The sequence below is a fragment of the Kitasatospora sp. NPDC057904 genome (genome assembly GCF_042887925.1).
Lineage (GTDB): Bacteria > Actinomycetota > Actinomycetes > Streptomycetales > Streptomycetaceae > Kitasatospora.
On sequence record NZ_JBHVOL010000005.1, the window covers coordinates 213,048 to 238,070 of the forward strand.

A 25,023-nucleotide genomic window follows, 5' to 3' on the forward strand; every position below is an offset into this window, starting at 1 on the left:
CTAGAGCGGCTCGTCCGCTCCCACCGGCTCTCGCTCCCGCTCCCGCGGGACCGCACCGCCCCGCCGGACCGGCCGCACCCGCCGCACCCGCCGCACCTGCCGCTCCGCCCAGAGCAGCGCGCCGGTCGGCAGGAACACCGCGTCCGCCGCGACCATCGCGAGCGAGAACACCGGAAGCCCGAGCACCACCGCGATCCCGAGGTGCTCGGCCATCATGATCGCCAGCAGGACGTTCTTGACCCGCCGGTCGAGCAGCGTGAACGGGAACGCGACCTGCACGATCACCGTGCCGTAGGAGATCAGGAACACCGGCACCAGCGCCGAGCCGACCAGCGCGGACAGCGCCGGCCAGGGCGCGAAGTAGTCCAGGTGGAGCGGGTAGTACAGCGCGGTGCCGTCCTGCCAGCGCGTGCCCTGCACCTTGTACCAGCCGGCCGTCGCGTAGATCAGCACCACCTCGGCGGCGATCACCAGCATCGCGCAGTTGTGCACCGTGTTCGCGAGCCCGTCGAGCACCGCCCGCACCTCGCCGTCCGGCCGCAGCCGGCCGAGCGCCCACCAGAGCCCGGCCACCGCCCAGAGCCCCCAGAACAGCGGTGCCCACCCGAGGTACGGGAACGCGGCGGAGGTCCAGGTCAGGCTGTCCCCGGAGAAGCCACCGAGCTGACAGACCGCCAGCACGGCCCCGAGGACGGCCCAGAGCACGACGCCGCCCCACCCGGGACGGCCCCGCCGGGCGTCGAGCGACCACACCTCGGCGCAGCGGGTGAAGACCAGGTAGACGGCCATCAGGTGGACGACGTTGTCGCCGCCGTCGCCGAGGAAGACGTCCCGGTTCTGCAGCGACAGCACGGTGACCAGGAAGAGCACCGTACTCGCCCGGGTCCGCCAGCCGAGCACCACGGCGAGGGCGGCGAGCACCGCCAGGTGGTAGACCGCCTCGAACCAGAGCCGCCCGTCGAACCAGGGCAGCACGGTGAAGGCCCCGTTGTCGGCGAGGAGCTGCCGGGCGAGGTCCAGGGACCAGGGCGACCGGTCGCCGTACAGCACCCGCCGGTTCGGCCACTCGCGCAGCAGGTAGGCGAGCCAGACCAGCCCGAAGCCGATCCGCACCACGGCCGCCTGGTGGCGGCCGAGCACCCGCCCGGTGAACGCCTCCAGCGCCCGGCCGACGCGTGCGAGCGGACCCGGGGCCGGCGCGGGCACGGACTCGGGTGCGGACACGGCAACGACCTGCTGCCCGCCCTGGCGCGGGATCCCGTCCAACCGCGGCTGTTCGACACCGGGCGGCGAGACCTCCCGCGGCTGTTCGACACCGGACGGCGAGACCCCCGACGGCGAGACCTCCGGCTGCGACACCTCGTTCACCCGAGCCCCCGGAAGTCCGCGTCGTCCACCGGCCACCAGGGCAGCTCCCGCGTCTTCGGCTCGGGCGGCGGGGCCTCCCCGCTCCAGGACGGCGGCGGGACGGTCGCCGAGGTCACCCGGAACTGGATCTCCAGGATCCGCTCGCCGTCCACGCTCCGGCCGATCCGCTGGAGCGCTATGCGCTTCAGGTACTCCTCGGCGAGCTTGCCCCGGCTGTTGGTCAGCGTCTCGTCCTGCGGGTTGTGCGAGCCGTCGTAGAAGTCCCAGGCCCGCCGCAGCAGGTTCTGGTCGACGTGGCTGGGCGCCGGGTTGCCCCTTATCGCGGCGATGTCCCGGGCGGTCAGCCCGAGCCAGTCGTGGGTCTCGGTGGCGCCGCCGCCGGCGACGGTCCGCACCCGGGCGTCCAGGCTGACGTTCTGCTGGAGCGGGTTGGGCGCGAAGAGCTTCCAGTTCTGCTCGAACTCGGGGTAGACCACCCCGTCGATCTGCTCCCGGTACTGCCGGGACACCGTGTTGGCGGGCGCGACGTGCAGGAACACCGCGCCGAGGAACAGTCCCGTCCCGGTGAGCAGCACCACGGCGGCCAGGCCCAGAACGAGCTGCGCGGGCCGCGACCAGACCCGCGCGCCGGCCGGTGTGTCCGTGCTGTCCGCCATGCGCACTCCCCCTGCCGGACGGGCGCCGCCGGGCCCGTCCCGGGTCGGTCGCGCGCCCATCCTGCCCTACCGGGCCAAAGGGTGCGTACGGGTCGGAGCGGGGTTCAGAGGACGAACGCGTCCTGGCCGGTGCTGCTGACCATGGGCCGGCCGGCGCCCTCCCAGGCGTACATGCCGCCGTCCACGTTCACCGCGTCCCGGCCCTGCTGCACCAGGTACTGGACGACCTGCGCCGAGCGGCCGCCGACGCGGCACAGCACGTACAGCTTGTCGTCCGGCAGCTCGCCGAGCCGGGCGATGACCTGCCCGAGCGGGATGTGCAGGGCGCCGTCCACGTGGCCCGCGTCCCACTCGTCCTGCTCGCGGACGTCCAGGAGGACGGCATCGGCGGGCACGGAGGCGGCGTCGGCGGAGGGGATCTGCGGGAACATCGTGTGGGTCTCCTGGGGCTCGATCGGGTCCGTGCCATTGTCGCCCACCGGGGGCCGGGGATCGCCGAGCAGCCGGGCCAGCTCGGCCTGCCGGTCCGCGGCCTTGGCCAGCAGCTCCTCGGCGAGCTGCTCCAGCAGCCCGTCCGGGTCCTGCGGCGCGAGCGCGAGGAGCTCCCCCATCGGGGTGCGCTCCAGCCGGACCTGCTCGGCGGCGGTCTCGGCGATCTTCGCGGTGAGCCATTCCAGTCGGCGGCGCAGCCACTCCAGCCGGTCCGGCGCGTCCGGCGCGGGGGCCGCCTCGGGCGCGGTGGACCACTCGGCGGCCAGGCCGGCCAGCGCGCCGGCGTCGCCGAACGCGTAGGCCTCGTTGACCCGGACGAGGAACGCGGCCCGGCGCTCCTGCTCGGCCGGGTCGGTGGTGAGGTCGGGGTGGGCGCGGCGCACGAGGTCGCGGTAGATCCGCTGGGCCTCCCGTCCGGGGCGGACCTTGGCCGGGGCGGCGGGCGGCGGCGGGACGGCCTCCTCCTCGCCGCCGCGCTCCTCGCGGACCGCCTGGACGGAGTCGAACAGCGCGTCCAGGTCGGGGAGTTCCTCGACCTGCTGCCTGGCCTCGGCGGCCCGCCGGACGTCCTCGGGGCGCCCGGTCGTGGCCGCGACGGCCTCCGCGACCAGGGCGTCCAGCTCGTCGAGCCGGGCGTAGAGCGGGCCGAGCAGCTGATGGTGGATCAGCGCGAAGTTGTCGATCTCGACCCGCAGCGTCTGCACGTCGACGTCCATGCTCAGCCAGGCGAGTTCGGCGGCGGCGACCCGCTCCTCCAGCTCCTGCTGCTCCGGGTCCGTCCAGCGGACGGGGATCTGCGCGGTCACTTCTCGCCTCTGTCTCGTCCCTACTGCGTTCGGCCGCCGGGCGGCCCGGCCTGCCACCCTACCCCCGCGCGGGAAGCGTCAACCGGGCGGAAGGGGGGTACGAACCGGCGCGAGGCAAGCGGCGTGCAACCGATCCTGATGAATCTCCCCGTTTCGCTATCGAGCCCGGCCCGGTCCGTGCTTCGCTGGTATCCGCACAGCGTGCCTTCCTCCGGAGAGACGGCCGCCTCCAGGCGTGGCGGCCAGGCGGGAGCAGACCGAATCCATGGTGGACGAGCCCAACTCCACACCGCGTCCGGCGGGCGCCGAGGCCGTTCCGGGAGGCCACCCGGCGGGTGTCGCCGCCCTGGTCCGGCTCGCCCTCGTCCTGGTCGACCGGGCCGGACGGATCGCCCAGTGGAGCCGGGCCGCCGAGGAGCTCTTCGGGCACCGGGCCGAGGTCGCCCGCGACCGCCCCGCCTCGGGCCTGCTGCCCGCCATGGAGCCCCGCGGATCCGCTGGCGCCACCTGCGCCCGCCGCCGCTGCGACGCCCTCGACACCCTGGCCGCGCTGACCGCCGACGGCCGGCCCTGGGCCGGCCAGATGCCCGTCACCGACCGCGAGGACCGCCTGCGCGACGTGCTGTGGTGGGCCTACCCGCTGCCCGGCCCGTCCGGCGGCCTGCTCGCCCTGGCCGCGGACGCCCGCCCGCTGCGCACCTCGGGACCGCGCCTCGCGCTGGGCGAGCGGCTGCTGCCGTTCGCGCCCGCCCCCGCCGCCCGGGGCGGCTTCCACGGGCTGGTCGCCGCGCTCACCCCGCCCGGCGGAGCACCCGCCGGTTCCGCCGCGGCGTCGGCGCTGGCCCGGCTCCTGCCCGCCGCCCACCGCGCACCGCTGGTGGCGGCGCTGGAGCTCGCCGGGCTGCCCGCCCTGCGGCTGGACGCGGCCACCGTGCTCCCGGTGCTGCCCTCGGACCCGCAGTGCGGCGCCGCGCACGCCGCCGCCGGGATCGGCCGCCGCTACCCCACCGCCCAGCAGCGCGCCGCCCGGGTGGGCCCGCCGCCGCAGCCCGAGCAGGCCGGCGCGTCCCGGACCGTCCGCGGCCGCCCGGCCGGCCCGCTGCCCGGCCAGCGCGACTGCGCCGAACGGCCCGCCGCCAGGCCGGCCGCCCTGTCCGTCCCGTCCCCCACCGGAGGAGGCGCCGCCATCGAGCCGGCCGCCGTCGAATCGTCCGCCAACGGGCACCAGGCCCTCGCCCCGGCCCCGGTCGGGCGGAGCGCCCGCGGCGACCAGTCCCCGGGCACCGCCCCGGACACCACCGCGTCCGCCGTCCCGGCCCCCGCCGGGGCCGACGGCCCGCCCCACGGCGGCCGCCTCGGCCCGTTCCTGACCAACGGCCACGCCGGCGAGCAGCTGGCCCTGCTGAACGAGGTCGGCGGCAAGGTCGGCACCACCCTGGACCTCGGCTTCACCGCCCACGAGCTCTGCCAGGTGCTGGTCCCCCGGGTCGCCGACTTCGCCTGCGTGGACCTCGTGGACGGGCTGATCTCCGACTCGGAGCTGCCCGCCGCCCGGCCGGACGACGACACGATGCTCCGCCGGGTCGCCCTGGTCTACAACGAGACCGGCGGTGCCTGGGACCACGTCCTGTCCGAGGGCGCGCTGGTCAGCATGCCCCGCCGCACCCCGCCCGGGATGGCCCTCCAGCTGAACCAGCCGGTCCTCGTCCCGGTGGTCAGCGACGACGTCGCGGTCGACTACGCCATCGCGCTCGGCGGCGTCCGGCTGGCCCCGGTGGTCTCCGGCCGCTCGATGCTGGTCGTCCCGCTCTCCGCCCGGGGCACCGTGCTCGGCATCCTCAAGCTGCTCCGGCTGCCCGACCGCACCCCCTTCGACGAGAGCGACGCCGCGACCCTCAAGGAGCTGGCCGTCCGCGCCGCCCTGTCGCTCGACAACGCCAGGCTGCACCGCGCCGAGTCCCGGGTCGCCACCACGCTGCAGCGCTCGATGATCCCGACCCGCCCGCCGCAGATCCCCGGCGTGCAGATCGCCCACCGCTACCTGCCCGGCGACCCGAAGGCCGAGGTCGGCGGCGACTGGTTCGACGCCATCCAGCTGCCCGGCAGCCGGGTCGCCCTGGTGGTCGGCGACGTGATGGGCCACGGCCTGCACTCGGCCGCCGCGATGGGCCGCTTCCGCACCGCGATGCAGACCCTCGCCGCCCTCGACCTGCCGCCCGGCCAGCTGCTGCGCCACCTCGACAACCTGGCCCACAAGCTCGGCGACGACCACCTCGCCACCTGCCTGTACGCGGTCTACGACCCGATCAACCGGACCTGCGAGCTGGCCAGCGCCGGCCACGTCCCGCCGGTCCTGGTGCACCCGGACGGCACCGGCGAGCTGCTGGAGATCCCGGCCGGCGCGCCGATCGGGGTCGGCGGGGTGCCGTTCGTCGCCAAGACCATCGACGTGTCGGACGGCTCGATGCTGGTGCTCTGCACCGACGGGCTGGTCGAGGTCAGGGGCGGCGACATAGGAGCGGGCCTGGCCGCGCTCTGCGGCAACCTGATCGACCCGCGGCAGAGCCCCGAGCAGGCCTGCGACGTCGTGCTGGAGCGCCTGCACTCGGACGACCGCAAGGACGACGTCGCCCTCCTGGTGGCCCGCTTCGACGGGGTCGCCCCGTCCGAGGTGGCCACCTGGGACCTCACCGTCGACCACCGCGAGGTCCGCCGGGCCCGCGCCCTGGTCCGCGAGCAGCTGGCCGCCTGGCACCTGGAGGCGCTCAGCGACACCACCGAGCTGCTGGTCAGCGAGCTGGTGACGAACGCCGTCCGGGTGGCCAGGGACCGGGTCCGGCTGCAGCTGATCCGGGTGGACAAGCTCCTGGTCGAGGTCAGCGACGACAACCACAACCTGCCCTCGCTGGAGCCCGCCGAGCAGCTCGGCGAGACCGGCCGCGGCCTCACCCTGGTGACCAAGCTCGCCGAGCGCTGGGGCACCGCCCGCAAGGCGGTCGGCAAGGTCGTCTGGTTCGAGCTCCCGCTGCCCCACGGCCCCCGGAAAGCCTGAGCGGCCGGGCACCGGGCGCGCTGCCCGGTACCCGGCCGCTCAAGGCCGCAACCGTGCTCCCTACGGGATGACGGCGCCCGCCGAGGTCCGCCGCCGGGCCTCCACCGCGACCTCGCGGGAGGCCGCCGTCGCCACCGAGGTGGCGGCCCCGACCCCGGCCAGCACCCGCGGCCAGAAGTCGCCGAACACCTCGACCGAGACGGCGATCAGCAGCGCGGTGATCACCGCGACGACGTGCTCCAGACCGGCCAGGTTCGGCAGGACGACCGCCTCGCCGACCATCAGGACCACCACCAGCCCGGCGGTGAACCAGGCCCGGCAGCGGAACGCGATGCAGATCGCCAGCGCCACCACCGCGGCCGACGGCCCGGTGTCCCGCACGTAGGCGACCCACTTCGGGAAGCCGAACAGGTGGTCCGGCCCGATCGCCACGCCGAACCGGGCGAACAGCGTGCCCGCCAGGGTGCAGGCGTAGGCCACCACCAGCGTCATCCGACGGCCGAGCACGATCTCGGCGATGCCGAAGACCAGGAAGACCTGGGCCAGCGCCCCCCAGACCGGCAGGTCCAGCGCCGGGACGTACAGCGACAGCGGGGTGCGCAGCAGGGAGACGTCCAGCGGCAGCGCGGCCTTCACCACACCGATGTGGTTGACGAAGCGCTCGCCGCCGGGCAGGTGCTGCACGATGCTGAACAGCAGGATCAGAAACGTCGCCGTGGTGGCCAGCGGAACGGCGGCGAACTTCTTGCGCACCACCTGGTCGCGGACCGTCACGAACAACGTCCCCCACTCGGCGACAGCGGCCGCTCTGGCTGTCGCCAGCGGCCCCTTTCGCACGCCCCCCGCGTGGGTCCTGTGAATCACAGCCGTCCTCTCCCGAATCCCCGAACCGTTGAGTCTTTTCTCAGCTACCTCAACATTAGAAGCCTCTTAACAAATCCACATCGGCATGGATGGGGATAAGGGTCATCCTCAGGGGGGAGGGGATCCCCCCTAGGGCACCCCCATCCGGCCGTCCGCCGCCCCCCGCCCCCGGCGGAGAGCGGGCGGAGGACTACTCCTCGCCCTGCTGCGCGCCCACGGGCACCCGGGGCGCCACCACGGCGGACCCGGAGTGCCGGCGCCGGAAGAGGGCGGGCATGCTCGGCGCGACGATGAAGCCCTCGGCACGGGCGCTCGCGATGCCGATCCGCGGAATCTCGCTGCTCTTCTCGAAGAGCAGGTAACGCGGTTCCCAGATCGGCCGGTACTTGGCGTTGGCGCGGTACAGCGACTCGATCTGCCACCAGCGCGAGAAGAAACCGAGCACCGAGCGCCACAGCCGCAGCACCGGGCCGGCCCCGAGCCGCGAACCGCGCTCGAAAACGGAACGGAACATCGCGAAGTTCAACGAAACCCGCTTGAGCCCCACCTCGTCGGCGCGCTGGAGGAGTTCGATCACCATGAACTCGACCAGGCCGTTCTCGGTGTCCCGGGCCCGGCGCATCAGGTCCAGCGAGAGCCCGTCCGGGCCCCACGGCACGAAGCTCAGCAGCGCCTTGAGCTCGCCGTCGCCGTCGTGGCACTCCAGCATCACGCAGCGGCCGTCGGCCGGGTCGCCGAGGCGGCCGAGCGCCATCGAGAAGCCGCGCTCGGTCGCGCCGTCGCGCCACTCGTCGGCCTTGGCCACCAGCCGCTCCATCTCCGCCTCGGAGATGTCCTCGTGGCGGCGGATCCGCACGGTGTACCCGGCCCGCTTGACCCGGTTGTACGCCTGCCGGACGACCCGCATGGCCCGGCCCTCCAGCGAGAACTCGTCCAGCTCGACGATCGCCTCGTCACCCAGCTCCAGCGCGTCCAGCCCGTGCCGGGCGTAGATCACGCCGGCCTCCTCGGAGGCACCCATGACGGCCGGCGCCCAGGCGTGCTCGCGGGCCTCGGCGAGCCAGGCGTCGATCGCCCCCGGCCAGGCCTCCGGGTCGCCGATCGGGTCGCCCGAGGCGAGCGACACCCCGCCGATCACCCGGTAGGTGACGGCCGCCTTGCCGCTGGGGGAGAAGATCACGGCCTTGTCCCGGCGCAGCGCGAAGTAGCCGAGGGAGTCCCGCTCGCCCTGCTTGTCGAGCAGGGTCCGGAGCTTCGCCTCGTCCTCGGGGTTCAGCAGCTCCTTGCCGCGCGGGCTGCGGAAGGCGACGTACAGCACGAGCAGGAACAGCACCGCGCCCATCGCGTTGATCACCGCGTTCACCCAGGTCGGCGCGTTGATCACGGAGCGCAGGTGCTCGGACGGGGTGATGGTGATCATCCGGCCGACGGAGTAGCGGAAGAGGTCCCAGAAGCCGGCGCCGCCCAGGTCGTTGGTCAGCCACACCAGCAGCGCGCCCACCCCGCCGCCGAACAGCAGCCCGCCGACGAAGGTCGCGGCGGCGGTCTTCGGGTTGGACTGGTCGCCCTTGGAGGTGAACTCCTTGCGCCCGATCAGCAGCGCCAGCACGAACAGGCAGGTCAGCACCGTGGAGATGTAGTTCAGCGGGTGCCGGTTGAAGCGCTCGTCGGGCAGCACCATGGCGGCCAGGTAGAGCAGGGCGAACATCCCGGCCAGCGCCGCGTTGAAGATCCACGCGGCCCGCTTGCGCCGCCGCATCGCGACCGCCAGGAACACCGACAGCACCGCGCTGGCCAGGCCCGAGGTCATCAGGTACGGCGTGAAGTACTCGCCCTCGTTGTGCTCGCTGACCTGGTCACGGAACGGCACCAGGAGTACCGTCGCCACGTTCAGCAGCGCGATCAGCCGCAGGTACCAGACGGAGGCCGCGGCGGCCCGCGGGCGCCAGCGGTCGAGCGGGCCGACGGGCCGGGGCCCGGTGGACGTGGCGGACGGCTCCGACTTCACAGTGGACGACACAGCTCAATTCCAAACGATCAGATGGTGGGGCGCATCCGCACACGGCCCGGCGCCGGGCGCCCGCACGGGCCCGACGGACTGACCGGCGGCCCCGGGCCCACCGGCCCCCGCACCGGGGAGCGGGCCGACGAAAGGGCAGCCACCAACATGGTTCCCCACCTCACGTGAGAATCGCGTGAACCGGGTAGCGGATTCCAGCCCCCGCCGAACGGCGGGGGTGCGGACCCGCCATGCGTTCGGCGGCCCGACCCGGCTACCCCTACCCTCGACATCGACCCGCGCGGACCGCCCCCACCCGGCCGCCCCAACCGAGGAGGCACCATCACCACCACCCGCGTGCTGATCGTGGACGACGAGATCCTGGTCCGCTCCGGCCTCGGCCTCATCGTCGGTTCCGCCCACGACCTGGAGGTGGTCGGCGACTGCTCCGGCGGCCAGGCCGAGGACCACGTCCAGCGGCTGCGCCCGCACGTCGTGCTGCTCGACATCCGGATGCCCGACCTCGACGGCATCTCGGTGCTGCGGAGGGTCCGCGCCCTGCCCGACCCGCCGGCCGTCGCGATGCTGACCACCTTCGACACCGACGAGTACATCGGCACCGCGCTGCGGGCCGGCGCCTCCGGCTTCCTCCTCAAGGACACCGCCCCCGAGCAGCTGGTGCACGCCGTCCGGGTGCTCGCGGCCGGCGGCAACATCCTCTCCCCGACCGTCACCCGCACCGTGATCGGCGGCTACGTGGACGGCGGCGGCCCGGACGCCGAGGCCTCCGCGCTCACCCGCACCCTCACCGGCCGGGAGCTGGACGTCCTGGCGCTGCTCGGCGAGGGCCTGTCCAACGCGGAGATCGCCGACCGGCTGTTCCTCGGCACCGGCACCGTCAAGGACCACATCAGCGCGATCCTCGGCAAGCTCGGCGCCGCGAACCGCGTCCAGGCCGCCGTGGTCGCCCACCGGGCCGGACTGGTCCGGCCGAAACCCGGCGACGGGGCATGACCGCCGCCGACCAGTTGCCGTCGAGACGGCTGCCGGCCTGGTGCACCGCGCCCTGGCTGATGCTGCTGCTGCCCGCGCTGTACTCCCTGATGGACGCGGCCCTGGTCGCCCGGGACGCCCCGTGGTGGCAGGTGGCGCTGTCGGTGCTGGCCGCCGTGACGCTGCTCTGGCGCCGCCGCTTCCCGGTCCTGGTGCTGCTGCTCACCATGCCCGGCAGCTACGTCGCCGACATCTGGCTGGCCCCGATCACGGCCGTCTACACGCTGGCGGCCGAACGCCCCAACCCCCGTCTGGTCATCCCCCTCGGCACCCTCTTCACCCTCGTCGAGTTCTTCCACTGGCCGATCTCCGACCAGACCGTCTGGCTGAGCCGCGACACCGCGCTCTACGCCATCCAGTCGATCATGCTCGCCGCCGGCCCCGCCGCCACCGGCCTGCTCGCCCGCACCCGGCGGGAGCTGGCGGCCCGGGTCGAGGAGCTGATCCGGGGCCAGGAGCGGGAGACCAGGCTGCTCGCCGAGCGGGTGCTGATCAGCGAGCGCGGCCGGCTCGCCCGCGAGATGCACGACGTCGTCTCGCACCAGGTCAGCCTGATCAGCATCCAGGCCGGCGCGCTCCAGGTGAGCACCCCCGACCCGGCCGCGGTGGCCACCGCCCGCACCATCCGCGAGCTGTCCGTGCGCACCCTCGACGAGCTGCGCCAGATGGTCGGCGTGCTGCGCACCGGCGACCCGCGCCACAACACCCCGCTCGCCCCGCAGCCGCGGCTGGCCGACCTGCCCCGGCTGATCGAGCAGAGCGGCCTGGCCGCCGACGCCGAGCTGGCGCCCGGCGACCGCCCGTGGCCGGAGGCGGTCGAGCGGGCCGCCTACCGGACGGTCCAGGAGGCGCTCACCAACATCACCAAGTACGCCCCGGACGCGGCCGTGCACGTGAAGGTGCGGGCGAAGGGCCGGCGGCTGCGGGTCGAGGTGCGCAACGACCCCCCGCCGGTGCGGCCGGCCCGGGCGGACGCCCTGACCCTGCCGGGCGGCGGTCACGGGCTGGTGGGCCTGCGCGAGCGCGCCCAGCTCCTCGGCGGCACGCTGACCGCGGGCCCCACCCAGGAGGGCGGTTTCGAGGTCCGCGCCGAACTCCCCGCGTCCCGCGCCTGAGCCGGCTGCCAACCGCCGAGACGCCGGGACGCCGCCCCGGGGCGGTCCCGCCGGAGAACGAGAAAGCCCCGCAGATCCGAAGATCTGCGGGGCTTCGCTGTGCGCGAGGGGGGAGTTGAACCCCCACGCCCTTTCGGGCACTGGAACCTGAATCCAGCGCGTCTGCCTATTCCGCCACCCGCGCATGGGTGCGTCTTCCGTGCCGACCGGATCCCCGACCCACCAGCGCCTCGCGGCCCTCGTGGTTCTTCGTTCCGGCCTCCCTCTCGGGCGGCCCTTCCGACGTGGAAAACAGTAGCACGACCTGGGGGAGTCCTCCGAATCCGTTCCGGCGGGACGGTTCCACCCCCGGTCCGCCACCCGAGCGCGTCCGAACGGATGCGCCCCGAACGTCCGGGCGAAGCGTGGAACCCCCTTCCGACGGGCACACCTGGCGTGCCGTACCCGATATGCGTCACCCTGTGTGTCCGAGCCCACCCCCGGGCACGACGCGTTCCGGGAACCGTACGGATGGGCCCGGCGTGGATACGATCAGTACGGAAGTACCGCAAGTAGGCACGACCGGCTCTCCGGGGCCCGGTCGGCAGGCAGGCGAACGAACCCTGGAAGGGGGTGCCCCATGGGAGTGCTGAAGAAGTTCGAGCAGCGACTTGAGGGTCTCGTCAACGGCACCTTCGCGAAGGTGTTCAAGTCCGAGGTCCAGCCCGTGGAGATCGCCGGTGCGCTGCAGCGCGAGTGCGACAACAACGCGAGCATCTGGAACCGCGACCGCACCGTCGTGCCGAACGACTTCATCGTCGAGCTGAGCCCGCACGACCACGAACGCCTGAGCCCCTACTCCGGGCAGCTCGGCAGCGAGCTCGCCGGCATGGTCCGCGAGTACGCCGAGGCCCAGCGGTACAGCTTCATGGGCCCCCTCCAGGTGAACCTGGAGAAGGCCGACGACCTCGACACCGGCCTGTACCGGGTGCGCAGCCGCACCCTGGCGGCCGAGGAGCCCCAGCAGTACGCGCCGCCGCAGCCCGGCTACGACCGCCCGCCGGCCGCCCCGGCCCCCGGCGCGCCGTGGCAGCAGCCGGGCGCCGACCAGTACGGCGCGCCCCCGCCGCCGGCCGCGCCCCCCGCCATGCCCCCGGCCCCGCCGACCGCGGGCGGCAACGTCCGCGCGTTCCCCGGCTCCGGCCACGGCGCCTCGGTCCGCACCTGGATCGAGGTGAACGGCACCCGCCACCAGATCTCCGGCGGCACGTGCGTGCTCGGCCGCTCGACCGAGGCGGACGTCCGGATCGACGACCCGGGCGTCTCCCGCAAGCACGCCGAGATCCGCCCCGGCAACCCTTCGATGGTCCTCGACCTGGGCTCCACCAACGGCATCGTGGTGGACGGACAGCACACCCAGCGCGCTACGCTCCGCGACGGCTCGCGAATCGTCGTGGGCTCCACCACCATCGTCTACCGACAGGTCGAAGGGTAGTGTCCGATTTGTTCGCGCGCTTCGCTCACCCACACGCGGGGCGGCCATGTCCGAACTGACCCTGACGGTGATGCGGCTGGGCTTCCTGGCCGTGCTGTGGCTGTTCGTCATCGTCGCGATCCAGGTGATCCGCAGCGACCTCTTCGGGACCAAGGTGAACCCCCGCTCCTCGCGCCGCGGCGGTGCCGCGCCCGCGCCCGGAGCCGGTGCGGCCACCGCTCCCGCCGCCGGACGCCCCGCGCCGACCCCGGGCCCGGGCGCCGGCACCGCCGCCCCGACCGCGGGCGGCGGCCGGCGCCGCGGCGCCCCGACGCAGCTCGTCGTGGTCCAGGGCTCGCTGGCCGGGACCGCCGTCGCGCTGCAGGGCCAGACCATCACCCTGGGCCGGGCGCACGACTCCACCATCGTGCTGGACGACGACTACGCGTCCTCCCGGCATGCCAGGATCTATCCCGACCAGACTGGGCAGTGGACGGTCGAGGATCTAGGCTCCACCAACGGCACCTATCTGGACCGGCAGCGCCTGACCGCGCCGACCCCGCTCCAGCCGGGCATGCCGATCCGTATCGGCAGGACCGTCATCGAACTGCGGAAGTAGTAGCGCATGAGGGACAGCATCCCGTCCATGACCCAGAGGGGGGCACAGGTCGCATGACCCTGGTGCTGCGCTTCGCCGCCGGCTCCCACAAGGGACTGATCCGGGAGGGGAACGAGGACTCCGGCTACGCCGGGCCGCGGCTGCTGGCCGTGGCCGACGGCATGGGCGGCGCCGCGGCCGGCGAGGTCGCGTCCTCCGAGGTGCTCGGCTCCATCGTCCGTCTGGACGAGGACGTGCCGGGCGCCGATCTGCTGACCCTGCTCGGTGACGCCGTCCAGGGCGCCAACGACCGGCTCCGGCAGATGGTCGAGGACGACCCCCAGCTGGAGGGCATGGGCTGCACGCTCACCGCCATGCTCTGGACGGGCCAGCGGATGGGCCTCGTGCACGTCGGCGACTCCCGCGCCTACCTGCTGCGCGACGGGTCGCTGGTGCAGATCACCCAGGACCACACCTGGGTGCAGCGCCTGGTCGACGAGGGCCGGATCACGCCCGAGGAGGCCGAGACCCACCCGCAGCGCTCGCTGCTGATGCGGGCCCTGGACGGCCGCGGCCAGGTCGAGCCCGACCTGTCGATCCGCGAGGTCCGGGCCGGCGACCGCTACCTGATCTGTTCCGACGGCCTCTCCGGCCCGGTCAGCCACCAGACGCTCGAAGCCACCCTCGGCAGCTACTACGCGCCCGAGCAGACCGTGCAGGAGCTGATCCAGCTCGCGCTGCGCGGCGGCGGCCCGGACAACATCACCTGCATCGTGGCGGACGTCATCGACGTCGGCGCCACGGACACCATGAGCGGCCAGTTCAACGACGTCCCGGTGGTGGTCGGCGCGGTCGCCGACGCCCCGCCGTCCTCGGCCGCCACCGACCGCTCCATCGCCGACACCCCGGCCGGCCGCGCCGCCGGCCTCGGCCGCGCGCCCCAGGGCGCCTTCGGCCCCGCCGAGGGCTACGACGGCGGCTACGACGCGTCGGGCGGCTTCGGCCCCGCCGAGGGCTACGAGGGCGAGTACGGCGGCTACAACGGCGCCGAGCCCTCGGTGTACGGCACCGAGGACTTCGACGAGGAGGAGCCGCCGAAGCGCAAGCGCAAGGGGCTCAAGGTCTCGCTGGCCGTCCTGGTCGCCCTCGGCGTGCTCGGCGGCGGCGGGTACTTCGGCTACCAGTGGACCCAGGGCCAGTACTACGTCGGCGCGGAGGACGGGCACGTCGCCGTCTACCAGGGCATCAACCAGAACCTGGCCGGCCTGAGCCTCTCCTCGGTGCACACCGAGTACAAGGACATCGCGCTCAAGTACCTGCCGACGGACCAGCAGGCGCACGTCACCAAGACCATCTCGGTGAACAGCCTGAACGACGCCGACGCGACCATCAAGGAGCTCGACGGCTGGGCCAAGCTCTGCAAGAAGGTCAGCGACGCGAAGGCCGGCACCACCGGGCAGCCCGCGGGCACCCAGGCCACCCAGACGACGTACGCCGACCCCGCCGGGTTCGTGGCCGCGCCCGCGCCCACGCCGAGCGAGAAGCCGAGCGAGAAGAACCGCGCCCCCGTGGCCGCGGTGCCCACCCCGACGCCCACCTCCTCGGCCACCCCGAGCGCCCCGGCCACCCCGCCGCCCGTCACCACCCCCGCACCGGCCCCCGGCGCGGCGGGCGACGTGCCCGGCCTGAGCGACGAGGACCGGCAGCGCGCCGAGTCCTGCCCGAAGCAGTGACCCCCGTGACCCGACATAGGCCCGCCCCCGGCCGGCCCGCCGGCCGGCAGGGAGCGGCCCACCAGTGAGCACCTACGACCTGAGCAGCGGCGCGGGCCGGCCCGGCCGGCGCCGGACGCCGGCCGCCCGGCTCGACGGCCGGCGCCGGGGCAACACCACCATCACCCCGCAGGAAGCGCCCAACCGGCGCAACACCGAGCTGGCCCTGCTGGTCTTCGCCGTCCTGCTCCCGGTCCTCGCCTACGCCAACGTGGGCCTCGCCATGGACTCCGAGCTGCCCGGCGGCATGCTCGGCTACGGCCTCGGGATGGGCTCGCTCGCCCTCGTCGCACACCTGCTGGTCCGCCGCTTCGCGCCGTACGCGGACCCGCTGATGCTGCCGCTCGCCACCCTGCTGAACGGGCTCGGCGTGGTCATGATCTGGCGGCTCGACAAGGCGGGCAAGCTGCTCAGCGGCAACTTCAAGGCCGCCGAGAACCAGCTGATGTGGTCCGGCCTCGGCGTCGCGCTGTTCATCGGCGTCATGGTGTTCCTCAAGGACCACCGCGTGCTCCAGCGCTACACCTACATCTCGATGGTCGCAGCCCTCGTCCTGCTCGCCGCGCCGGCGTTCTTCCCGGCCCGCGCGGAGGACTTCGGCGCCAAGATCTGGATCCGGCTGGGCGGCTTCTCCATCCAGCCCGGCGAGTTCGCCAAGATCATCCTCACCGTCTTCTTCGCCGGCTACCTGATGGTCAAGCGGGACGCCCTGGCCCTGGCCAGCCGCCGCTTCGCCGGCCTCTACCTGCCGCGCGGGCGCGACCTCGGACCGATCGTGGTGATCTGGCTGCTCAGCCTGCTGATCCTGATCTTCGAGAACGACCTCGGCACGTCCTTCCTGTTCTTCGGCCTGTTCGTGGTGATGCTCTACGTCGCCACCGAGCGCACCAGCTGGATCCTGTTCGGCCTGCTGATGTCGGTCGGCGGCGCGACCGCCGTCGCCATGACCGCCGGCCACGTGAAGACCCGGATCGACGCCTGGATCGACCCGATGGCCGCCTTCGCCCCGCACCCGCCGAAGGGCTCCACCGAGCAGATCGGCCAGTCACTGATGGCGCTCGGCTCCGGCGGGGTGACCGGCTCCGGCCTCGGCCAGGGGCGGTCCTGGCTGATCAACTTCGCCGCCAAGAGCGACTTCATCCTGGGCTCCTTCGGCGAGGAGCTCGGCCTCGCCGGCCTGATGGCGATCTTCCTGCTCTACGCGCTGCTGGTGCAGCGCGGCCTGCGCACCGCGCTCGCCGCCCGCGACCCGTTCGGCAAGCTGTTCGCCGTCGGCCTCGCCTCCGCCATGGCGCTGCAGGTCTTCGTCGTCGCCGGCGGGGTCACCGGGCTGATCCCGCTGACCGGTATGACCATGCCGTTCCTCGCCCAGGGCGGTTCGTCAGTGGTCGCCAACTGGGCGCTCATCGCGATCCTGCTGAAGATCAGCGACAGCGCCCGCCGACCCGGGGTCGAACCCGCCCCCGCCACCGAGGGCCAGGGAGGACCCGCCAGATGAACAAGCCGATCCGCCGGGTCTCGATCTTCTGCCTCGTGCTGATCCTGGCCCTGATGCTGCGCACCAACTGGGTGCAGGGCGTCCAGGCCGACGCCTGGGCCAGCAACGCCAACAACAAGCGCCAGCAGTTCGACCGCTACGCCCACCCGCGCGGCAACATCGTCGTCGGCGGCCAGCCGGTCACGAAGTCCGACTTCGTCAACGGCCTGCGCTACAAGTACAAGCGCTCCTGGGTCGACGGCCCGATGTACGCCCCGGTCACCGGCTACTCCTCCCAGGTCTACGGCTCCAACGGGCTGGAGAACCTGGAGGACGGCGTCCTCTCCGGCACCGACGACCGGCTGTTCTTCCGCAACACCCTCGACATGCTGACCGGTGAGCAGAAGAAGGGCGGCGACGTCGTCACGACGATCAACGCCAAGGCCCAGAAGGCCGCCTGGGACGGACTCGGCAACAAGAAGGGCGCGGTCGTCGCGCTCGACCCGAAGACCGGCGCGATCCTCGCCCTGGTCTCCACCCCGTCCTACGACCCGGGCACCATCTCCGGCAGCGAGGACTCGGACTCCAAGTCCTGGACGGACCTCAACGCCGACCCGAACAAGCCGATGCTCAACCGGGCGCTGAAGGAGACCTATCCGCCCGGCTCGACCTTCAAGCTGGTCACCGCGACCGCCGCGTTCGAGAACGGCCTGTACCAGAACGTCGACGACGCGACGAGCACGCCGGACCCGTACACCCTGCCGGGCACCGCCACCGTTCTCAAGAACGAGAGCCCGAACGAGAAGTGCGAGAACGCCACCATCAAGTCCGGCCTGGACCAGTCCTGCAACACGGTCTTCGCCAAGATGGGCGCCGACCTCGGCAAGGACAAGATGCGGGCGCAGGCCGAGAAGTTCGGCTTCAACAGCACCGTCGACACCCCGGTCCGCTCCGAGAAGAGCATCTTCCCGAACAGCGCCAGCCTGGACGGCACCGCCCAGGACTCGATCGGTCAGCACGACACCCGCGCCACCCCGCTGCAGATGGCCATGGTCTCCGCGGCCATCGCCAACAACGGCAGCCTGATGACGCCGTACCTGGTCGACCAGGAGCGCTCGGCCTCGCTGACGACCATCTCCAAGCACACCGAGAAGCAGTTCTCCCAGGCCATGAGCCCGGCCACCGCGCAGAAGATGCAGGACCTGATGGTCTCGGTGGTCGAGAACGGCACCGGCACCAACGCCAAGATCCCCGGCATCCAGGTCGGCGGCAAGACCGGCACCGCCCAGCACGGCGAGGACAACGCGGGCCTGCCGTTCGCCTGGTTCACGTCCTGGGCCAAGACCTCGGACGGCCAGTCGGTCGCGGTCGCGGTCGTGGTCGAGGACGGCTCCCAGAACCGCGACGGCATCAGCGGCGGCCGCCTCGCGGCCCCGATCGCCAAGGCGGTGATGCAGGCCGTGCTCGGCAAGTGACGGGCAGGGCCGCGGGTGAGTGGAATGTCACGATCGGCACCCCCGTTCGGATACCGGTCTGGTATCGGCCTACGGGTGACTCCGGTCCGACGTGGTACGACCGGTAGCGTATCCGCCAGCAGCGGGTGTGCCCGTTGCCGCCCGCGAGGCGGCGCACGACCCGGCCGGAGAACCGGTCGCGGGCCGCGCGGCGTCACCCAGAGCGTGCGGGGACACCTACGTCACAACCTCACCGGCGGGTGAGGGAGAGGGTCGGAACTATGGAAGAGCCTCGTCGCCTCGGCGGCAGGTACGAGCTCGGCGGCGTCCTCGGACGCGGCGGCATGGCCGAGGTGTACCTCGGCCATGACACCCGGCTCGGCCGTTCCGTCGCAGTGAAGACGCTCCGGGCCGACATGGCCCGGGATCCGTCGTTCCAGGCCCGCTTCCGCCGCGAGGCGCAGTCGGCGGCGTCCCTGAACCACCCCGCGATCGTCGCCGTGTACGACACCGGCGAGGACTACATCGACGGCATCTCCATCCCGTACATCGTGATGGAGTACGTCGAGGGGTCCACGCTGCGCGAGCTGCTGCACTCCGGGCGCCGGCTGCTGCCGGAGCGCGCGCTGGAGATGACCATCGGCATCCTGCAGGCGCTGGAGTACTCGCACCGGGCGGGCATCGTCCACCGCGACATCAAGCCCGCCAACGTGATGCTGACCCGGCAGGGCAACGTCAAGGTCATGGACTTCGGCATCGCCCGCGCGATGGGCGACGCCGGGATGACCATGACGCAGACCTCGGCCGTCATCGGCACCGCCCAGTACCTCTCCCCCGAGCAGGCCAAGGGCGAGCAGGTCGACGCCCGGTCCGACCTCTACTCCACCGGCTGCCTGCTGTACGAGCTGCTGACCGTCCGCCCGCCGTTCGTCGGCGACTCCCCGGTGGCCGTGGCCTACCAGCACGTCCGGGAGGAGCCGCAGCCGCCGTCGGTCTTCGACCCCGAGGTGCGCCCCGAGGTCGACGCGATCGTGCTGAAGGCCCTCGCCAAGGAGCGCGACTACCGCTACCAGAGCGCCGACGAGATGCGCGACGACATCGAGCGCTTCCTCGACGGCCTCCCGGTCGCCGCCGCCCAGCAGGCGGCCGCCTACGGCATGGGCGCCGCCGGGTACGGCTACGACCAGAACGGCTACCCGCAGCACGACCCGTACGGCCAGACCAACGTGCTGCCGCAGCAGCCCGGCGGTCCGACCACCGTCCTGCCGCAGGTCGGCCAGCCCGGCTACGGGCAGCAGGGCGGCTACCCGGACGACGGCTACGGCCAGACCTACGCCGGCGCCCCGGCGGGCGGCGGCCACGACGACGGCTACGGCTCCGAGGGCGGCCGGCGCGGGGACCGGCCGAAGAAGAGCAACACCTCCTGGATCGTGCTGGCGGTCGCCGCCGTACTGGTCCTGGTCGGCACCTTCTTCGTCGCCCAGGCGATGTTCAACGGCGGTGGCGGCAGCAAGGAGCCCGCGAAGCTCGCCGCGCCGAGCCTGGTCGGCAAGAGCCTGGCCGACGCGAAGACGGCGGCCGCGCAGGCCGGTCCCAAGCTCGTGGTGACCGAGGGCGACAAGATCGCCTGCCCGGACGCCAACGTGAAGAAGGACCAGGTCTGCACCCAGAACCCGGCGGCCGGCACCCAGGTCGCGGAGAACGGCACGATCACCGTGCAGGTCTCCTCCGGCCCGGCCAAGGCGAACGTCCCGCCGGTGACCGGCAAGACCAAGGACCAGGCGACGCAGGCCCTCAGCGCGGCCGGCTTCACCAACGTCACCACCGAGTACAAGGACGACGACACCGCCCCGCAGGACACCGTCACCGCCCAGGACCCGGCCGCCAACAGCCCGGCCGACCCGAGCGCGCCGATCAAGCTGACGATCTCGCAGGGCAAGAGCAAGATCGCCGTTCCGTCCGTGCTCGGCATGCAGAAGGACGCCGCGGCGGCCCAGCTGCAGGGCGCGGGCTTCCAGGTCGACATGTCGAAGACGGTGGCGACGACCGACCCGACCAAGGTCGACACGGTCGCGTCGCAGACGCCCGCGGCCAACACCAAGGCCCCGGCCAACACGAAGATCCAGCTGGTCGTCTTCAAGGCGCCGGACAAGGCCCAGGTCCCGCCGCTGCAGAACGTCAAGCTGTCGGACGCCGTCAGCCAGCTCCAGAAGCTCGGCCTCGGCTACGCCGTGACCGGCCCGTCGGACCCGAACGCCGTGGTCATCATGACCAACCCGCCGGCCGGCACCATGCTGGACCCGAACACCCAGGTCAACCTGGTCACGAGGCCGGCCGATCCGCCCAAAGGGGGGGACCCCGGCCCCTCACCCTCCAACCCCAAAGGGGGGAACAACCCCTAAGCCCTTCTTCCCCTTCTTCTGAGGGGTCCTGAGGCTTGGTGGGGGTTGTCACGACAGCACCGAGGGCCCGTCGCAGCGACTGCGGCGGGCCCTCGGGCGTTCTCCGGCGGGCAGGAGCGGCTCAGGAGTGCCGCAGCTCGGGCGGCGGGGTCCGCCCGGCGTCCACGGGATCCACCCGGACCAGGCTCCCCCACACCGCCATCCGGTAGCGCGAGGTGTAGACCGGCGTGCAGGTGGTCAGCGTGATGTACCGGCCCGGGGCGGTGTAGCCGGAGCCGGTCGGGACGGGCGCGACGATGCCGGTGTCGTACTTGGACGTCTCCGGCAGGGTGTTGTCGACCTTGTAGACGTACCACTTGTCCTTGGTCTCGACGACGATCGCGTCGCCCCTGCGAACGGCGTCCAGGTCGTGGAACTTGGCGCCGTGGCCGTCCCGGTGCGCGGCCAGCGCGAAGTTGCCGGTCGCGTCCCAGGGCATCGCGGCGCGGTACGGCTGCTCGTACACCCCGGCGACGCCCTCGGCCAGGGTGTCGGTGTCGGCGCCCATCCGGATCAGCACCTGGTAGTCCTTGCCCATCGCCGGGACGTGCAGGAAGCCGACCCCGTCCCCGGCCGCGTAGGCGGGCGCGGCGGCCGTCGCTCCGGGCGTCGGCGAGGGCGTGCCGGTGGGGCCCGCGGCCCAGGCGCTGCGCAGCTTGTCGGAGGCCTCGGACGCCGAGCGGTCCGCCTCGACGTTGGTCCACCAGAGCGAGTAGGCGACGAACAGGCCGAGCACCAGGCCCAGGGTGATCAGGAGCTCGCCGAGGACCCCGAGGACGGCCGGCGCCCGGCCCCTCCCGCGCCGCGCCGGCTCCGGTCCGGGCGCACCGCCCGGACCGGGTTCCGGGAAGGCCTCCACGGCCGTCTCGTCCTGCGTCACCGGTGCTCCCCCTCCGTCGCCTGCGGCCGGGTGGCTACCCGCCCGCGATCGCGGCCGGCTTGCCCTGGCTGCGCGGCCGTTCCTCGGTCATCTTGCCAAACAGGATGAGGCGGAACTTGGAGGTGAACTCCGGGGTGCAGGTGGTGAGGGTGATGTACCGGCCGGGGCCGGTGTAGCCGGAACCGTTCGGGACGGCCTTGATCACGCTGACGTTGCTGGGGGAGGTCTCCGGGATGCCGCCGGTGATCTCGTACGTGTAGTACGCGGTGGCGGTCTCCACCACGACCTGGTCGCCCTTGCCGAGCTTGTTGATGTACCGGAACGGCTCGCCGTGGGTGTTGCGGTGCGCGGCGAGCGCGAAGTTGCCGGCCTTGTCGGCCGGCATGCCGGTGCCGGTGTAGTGGCCGACCAGGCCGTTGTCGAGCACCGCCGACTTGGAGGTGCCCTCGGCGATCGGGAACTTCAGCCCGAGCTTGGGCAGGTAGATGATCGCGAAGCCCTTGCCGGGCTCGAACGTCTCGGGTTTCGCCGGATCCGGTGCCGGCTGTCCCGGCTGGCCGGGCTGCGCGGCGTCGAACTGCTTCTCCAGCTGGCTGCGGGCGCCGTCGGCGGCCGCGTCGGCCTGCACGTTGGTCCACCACAACTGGTACGAGACGAAGAGCAGCATGACGACGCCGAGCGTGATGCACAGCTCGCCGACCAGGCGCGCCGCGATCACGACCGGGGACTCCTTGGGCCGCGCCCGCGGCCCCGCGCCCTTGCCGGAGGCCCGGCGCCGCCCGCCGCCCGGGCGCACCGAGGTGCGCCCCTGGGCGGCCCGCCGGCGCTCGGCCCGGCCGCCGGTGGGCGGGGCCGCCTCGGCGGCGGCCGGGCCCTCCCCGGCGGGCAGCCGGAGCTGCACGGTCTGGTCGGGCAGCCAGGGGTACTCGGGCGCGTCGGCGGCCTGCTCGTAGACGCCCCAGCCGTCCTCCGCGCCCGCCTGCCCGGGCGGGGCGGGCTGGACCGGCTGGGACTGGTGGGCGCCCTGGTACTGGCCGCCGTACTGCCCGTAGCCGTACTGGCCGTCGACCTGCCGGCCTCCGCCGTACTCGGCCTGGCCGTACTGGTCCGCGGGCTGCCGCCCGTCCCCGTACGGTCCCGCCTCCGGCTGGTAACGCCCCTCGGGACGCAGTGCGGTCACGCCGCTCAGCCCCGGCCGATCACCGGGGCGAGCCCGGCCGACCGGTCCACGGCCTGCGGGTGGCCGCACTCCGCCAGCCAGTTCGCGAGCATCCGGTGCCCGCCCTCGGTGAGCACCGACTCGGGGTGGAACTGCACGCCCTCGACCAGCAGTTCGCGGTGCCGCAGGCCCATGATCACGCCGCTCTCGGTGCGGGCGGTGACCACCAGGTCCTCCGGCACCGTCGCCGGGTCGACCGCCAGCGAGTGGTACCGGGTGGCGGTGAGCGGCGAGGGCAGGCCCTCGAACACCCCGCCGTCCTCGTGCTCGACCAGTGAGGTCTTGCCGTGCAGCAGCTCCGGCGCCCGGCCGACCACCGCGCCGTACGCGACGGCGATCGACTGCAGGCCCAGGCAGACGCCGAAGACGGGCAGTCCGATCCGCGCGCAGTGGTGGACCATCTCGATGCAGACCCCGGCCTCCTCCGGCGCGCCGGGGCCGGGGGAGAGCAGCACCCCGTCGAAGCCCTCGTCGCCGCTGCCGCGGCGGACGGCGTGCTCGACGGTCACCTCGTCGTTGCGCACCACCTCGCAGGTGGCGCCGAGCTGGTACAGGTACTGGACCAGGTTGAAGACGAAGCTGTCGTAGTTGTCGACGACCAGGATCCGGGGCTGGGTCCGCTGGGTGGTCATTCGCGCGCTATCTCCGTGGCTCGCGGGGACTGGAGGGGAAGAGCGGGGCCGGCCGGCTCAGCCGGCCGCAGCACCGTCACCGCCGTCCACTGTGACGTCACCGAAGGGGAGTAGCGGTTCCGCCCACGGAAAGACGTAAGTGAACAGGAGGTAGACCACCCCGAGGATGAGGAGCAGCGAGATGACGGCCTTGACCAGGGTGTTCCCCGGGAGGTGACGCCAGATCCAGCCGTACATGGTGCTCCCTCGACGTAGCAGACTGGGGTCAAGAGTAGACCCGCATTCCACGGCGTCCAGGCAGGTCCGCTACTGCTGGCCGCCCGCCGAACGGAGGTCGGTGGTGCCCGAGTAGCCGGGCAGGGCGAGGTCGCCGCTCTCCTGGACCTTCCAGCCGAGTCCGTACGCCTGGACGTAGCGCAGGTAGTTGCGGATCGTCGGGTCCCCGTCCACGGCCGCGCGCAGGTCGTCGGTCTTCCCCACGGCCTTGACGACGTAGGGCGGCGAGTAGACCCGGCCCTGGAGCAGCAGGGTGTTGCCGACGCAGCGGACGGCACTGGTGGAGATCAGCCGCTGGTCCATGACCTGCACGCCCTCGGCGCCGCCCCGCCACAGCGCGTTGACCACGGCCTGGATGTCCTGCTGGTGGATGACCAGGTCGTTGACGCCCGGCTCGGGGACGCCGGGGATGCGGGCGGTGGCGTTCGGCGGGGCGTCGTTGAGGGTGACGGTCAGGCCGCCGCCCTGGAGCGGCTCGAGCGCGGCGCCGAGCCGGAGGCCGTCCAGCCGGGCGGTGTCGGCCGGGTTCTGGCTCCGCTGCTCGGTGAGCGCCTGGGCGCGGGCCTGGAGGTCGGCGAGCTGGGCCTGCGCCTGCTGGTTCTGGGCGCTGCGCTGGCGTATCACGTCGCCGAGGCTGAGGAGCGAGTTGTCGGTCCGCAGGTCGGTCCCGCGGGCGGTCTGTGCGCTGATGTAGAAAAGCAGACCGGCGAGCGCGAAGACGGCGCAGGTCAGGGCACGGCCGACAATTCGGATGCCGGATCGACGGGTACGGGTCGGCCGAGGGGGAATCGACAAATTAGGCACCGTACCCTTATCTCCTTAAGACCCGCCGAGCCACTACGCTAACGGACGCCGGTGGCACGTGCGGGAGCCGTCCCCAGCGTTCTCCACGAGTGACGCCGGCCGACCCGCCCCCGCTGCACCCCTGCGCGGTCTCACAGCGCATCGACAGGAGAGCTCCTCGTGCCGAAGTCTCGACTCCGCAAGAAGTCCGACTACACCCCGCCGACGACGGCCGTGGTGAAGATCAGTTCGGGCCGCAGTTGGGTCGCGCCCCTGATGCTGGCACTGTTCCTGATCGGGCTGGTGTGGATCGTCACCTACTACGTGACGAGCGGGAACTACCCGGTCGAGAGCTGGCGGAACTGGAACATCCTGGTCGGCTTCGGCTTCATCGCGGCGGGCTTCGGCGTCTCCACCCAGTGGAAGTGACGGCCGGGGCCCACGCCCTGGCCGGATCACGCCGCCGATCGGCCCTTCCGACCCCCTGACACGGCCCCTCCGCCGTTCCGGACAGCTCGACCCGGGACGGCGTCGAGGCGTGCCCGGAGCCGGGCGACCGGCCAGGCAGCTATCCCCACAATCGCACTGTCGCCTTTATCCACATGGTTATCCACACTGGGGAAAAGTGTCCCC

The 25,023-nt window shown here is 72.9% G+C and carries 20 protein-coding genes and 1 tRNA gene; 10 read left to right on the top strand and 11 right to left on the bottom strand.

The genetic code is table 11. The features are described from left to right. From ACFVSN_RS15405 to ACFVSN_RS15415, 3 genes are all read right to left on the bottom strand, one after another. Positions 1 to 1,359, bottom strand: coding sequence for an HTTM domain-containing protein (locus ACFVSN_RS15405; protein WP_387955420.1), 1,359 nt, complete (start codon positions 1,357 to 1,359; stop codon positions 1 to 3). Between the two features lie 5 nt (positions 1,360 to 1,364). After that, the gene (locus ACFVSN_RS15410) at positions 1,365 to 2,024 is read right to left on the bottom strand and encodes a DUF5819 family protein (RefSeq protein WP_387955422.1); all 660 of its coding nucleotides are present in this window, start codon (positions 2,022 to 2,024) and stop codon (positions 1,365 to 1,367) included. 104 nt (positions 2,025 to 2,128) lie between these two features. Next, positions 2,129 to 3,322: a rhodanese-like domain-containing protein gene (locus tag ACFVSN_RS15415; RefSeq protein ID WP_380439719.1), complete on the bottom strand. Its 1,194-nt coding sequence runs from the start codon at positions 3,320 to 3,322 to the stop codon at positions 2,129 to 2,131. Between the two features lie 265 nt (positions 3,323 to 3,587). Between ACFVSN_RS15415 and ACFVSN_RS15420 the strand changes: the two genes are divergently transcribed. Then, positions 3,588 to 6,374 carry a SpoIIE family protein phosphatase gene (locus ACFVSN_RS15420; RefSeq protein ID WP_387955424.1) on the top strand — a complete coding sequence of 929 codons (2,787 nt, stop codon included), beginning with the start codon at positions 3,588 to 3,590 and terminating at the stop codon, positions 6,372 to 6,374. Positions 6,375 to 6,434: 60 nt separating this feature from the next. Here the strand turns inward: ACFVSN_RS15420 and ACFVSN_RS15425 are convergent, their stop codons facing one another. Both ACFVSN_RS15425 and ACFVSN_RS15430 read right to left on the bottom strand, forming a co-directional pair. Then, a complete protein-coding gene (locus tag ACFVSN_RS15425) occupies positions 6,435 to 7,148 on the bottom strand; it encodes a hypothetical protein (protein WP_380497454.1) in 714 nt (237 codons plus the stop codon). 280 nt (positions 7,149 to 7,428) lie between these two features. Then, on the bottom strand, positions 7,429 to 9,258 hold the full coding sequence (locus tag ACFVSN_RS15430; protein WP_380439723.1) for a phosphatidylglycerol lysyltransferase domain-containing protein: 1,830 nt from the start codon (positions 9,256 to 9,258) through the stop codon (positions 7,429 to 7,431). A gap of 339 nt (positions 9,259 to 9,597) precedes the next feature. Here ACFVSN_RS15430 and ACFVSN_RS15435 point away from each other — a divergent pair, with 339 nt between their 5' ends. Together ACFVSN_RS15435 and ACFVSN_RS15440 are read left to right on the top strand one after the other, a co-directional pair. Further along, a complete protein-coding gene (locus ACFVSN_RS15435; RefSeq protein ID WP_380439735.1) occupies positions 9,598 to 10,251 on the top strand; it encodes a response regulator in 654 nt (217 codons plus the stop codon). Further along, positions 10,248 to 11,405, top strand: a complete 1,158-nt coding sequence (locus tag ACFVSN_RS15440; RefSeq protein ID WP_380439725.1) for a sensor histidine kinase — start codon at positions 10,248 to 10,250, stop codon at positions 11,403 to 11,405. Before ACFVSN_RS15435 ends, ACFVSN_RS15440 begins: the two co-directional genes overlap by 4 nt. 100 nt (positions 11,406 to 11,505) lie before the next feature. On the opposite strand, the gene ACFVSN_RS15445 is transcribed toward ACFVSN_RS15440, so the two are convergent. After that, positions 11,506 to 11,589: transfer RNA gene (locus ACFVSN_RS15445), tRNA-Leu, on the bottom strand. Between the two features lie 435 nt (positions 11,590 to 12,024). Between ACFVSN_RS15445 and ACFVSN_RS15450 the strand changes: the two genes are divergently transcribed. From ACFVSN_RS15450 to pknB, 6 genes are all read left to right on the top strand, one after another. Further along, positions 12,025 to 12,879: an FhaA domain-containing protein gene (locus ACFVSN_RS15450; protein WP_387595457.1), complete on the top strand. Its 855-nt coding sequence runs from the start codon at positions 12,025 to 12,027 to the stop codon at positions 12,877 to 12,879. A 46-nt stretch (positions 12,880 to 12,925) separates the two neighbouring features. Then, entirely contained in the window at positions 12,926 to 13,477 is a 552-nt protein-coding gene (locus ACFVSN_RS15455) for an FHA domain-containing protein (protein ID WP_387955426.1), read from the top strand. A gap of 53 nt (positions 13,478 to 13,530) precedes the next feature. Continuing rightward, positions 13,531 to 15,189: a PP2C family protein-serine/threonine phosphatase gene (locus tag ACFVSN_RS15460; protein ID WP_387955428.1), complete on the top strand. Its 1,659-nt coding sequence runs from the start codon at positions 13,531 to 13,533 to the stop codon at positions 15,187 to 15,189. 160 nt (positions 15,190 to 15,349) lie between these two features. Then, positions 15,350 to 16,726, top strand: coding sequence for an FtsW/RodA/SpoVE family cell cycle protein (locus ACFVSN_RS15465; protein WP_387955597.1), 1,377 nt, complete (start codon positions 15,350 to 15,352; stop codon positions 16,724 to 16,726). After that, positions 16,723 to 18,180 carry a peptidoglycan D,D-transpeptidase FtsI family protein gene (locus ACFVSN_RS15470; protein WP_387595448.1) on the top strand — a complete coding sequence of 486 codons (1,458 nt, stop codon included), beginning with the start codon at positions 16,723 to 16,725 and terminating at the stop codon, positions 18,178 to 18,180. The genes ACFVSN_RS15465 and ACFVSN_RS15470 overlap by 4 nt, the downstream gene beginning before the upstream one ends. 260 nt (positions 18,181 to 18,440) lie before the next feature. Continuing rightward, a complete protein-coding gene (pknB, locus tag ACFVSN_RS15475; protein WP_380448649.1) occupies positions 18,441 to 20,561 on the top strand; it encodes a Stk1 family PASTA domain-containing Ser/Thr kinase in 2,121 nt (706 codons plus the stop codon). Between the two features lie 121 nt (positions 20,562 to 20,682). Here pknB and ACFVSN_RS15480 read toward each other — a convergent pair whose 3' ends face one another. From ACFVSN_RS15480 to ACFVSN_RS15500, 5 genes are all read right to left on the bottom strand, one after another. Further along, complete coding sequence (locus ACFVSN_RS15480) at positions 20,683 to 21,480, bottom strand: class E sortase (RefSeq protein WP_387595445.1); 798 nt, start codon at positions 21,478 to 21,480, stop codon at positions 20,683 to 20,685. 34 nt (positions 21,481 to 21,514) lie between these two features. Next, entirely contained in the window at positions 21,515 to 22,660 is a 1,146-nt protein-coding gene (locus ACFVSN_RS15485; protein ID WP_387955430.1) for a class E sortase, read from the bottom strand. Between the two features lie 5 nt (positions 22,661 to 22,665). Further along, the gene (locus ACFVSN_RS15490; protein WP_380440812.1) at positions 22,666 to 23,331 is read right to left on the bottom strand and encodes an aminodeoxychorismate/anthranilate synthase component II; all 666 of its coding nucleotides are present in this window, start codon (positions 23,329 to 23,331) and stop codon (positions 22,666 to 22,668) included. Between the two features lie 57 nt (positions 23,332 to 23,388). Beyond that, positions 23,389 to 23,568: a hypothetical protein gene (locus ACFVSN_RS15495; protein ID WP_363647589.1), complete on the bottom strand. Its 180-nt coding sequence runs from the start codon at positions 23,566 to 23,568 to the stop codon at positions 23,389 to 23,391. Positions 23,569 to 23,637: 69 nt separating this feature from the next. Beyond that, positions 23,638 to 24,402, bottom strand: a complete 765-nt coding sequence (locus tag ACFVSN_RS15500) for a DUF881 domain-containing protein (protein WP_380440810.1) — start codon at positions 24,400 to 24,402, stop codon at positions 23,638 to 23,640. 168 nt (positions 24,403 to 24,570) lie between these two features. On the opposite strand from ACFVSN_RS15500, the gene crgA reads away from it, so the two are divergent. Then, positions 24,571 to 24,819 (top strand): cell division protein CrgA, encoded by a 249-nt coding sequence (crgA, locus tag ACFVSN_RS15505; protein ID WP_380440808.1) that lies wholly within the window; start codon positions 24,571 to 24,573, stop codon positions 24,817 to 24,819. Positions 24,820 to 25,023: the final 204 nt, after the last annotated feature.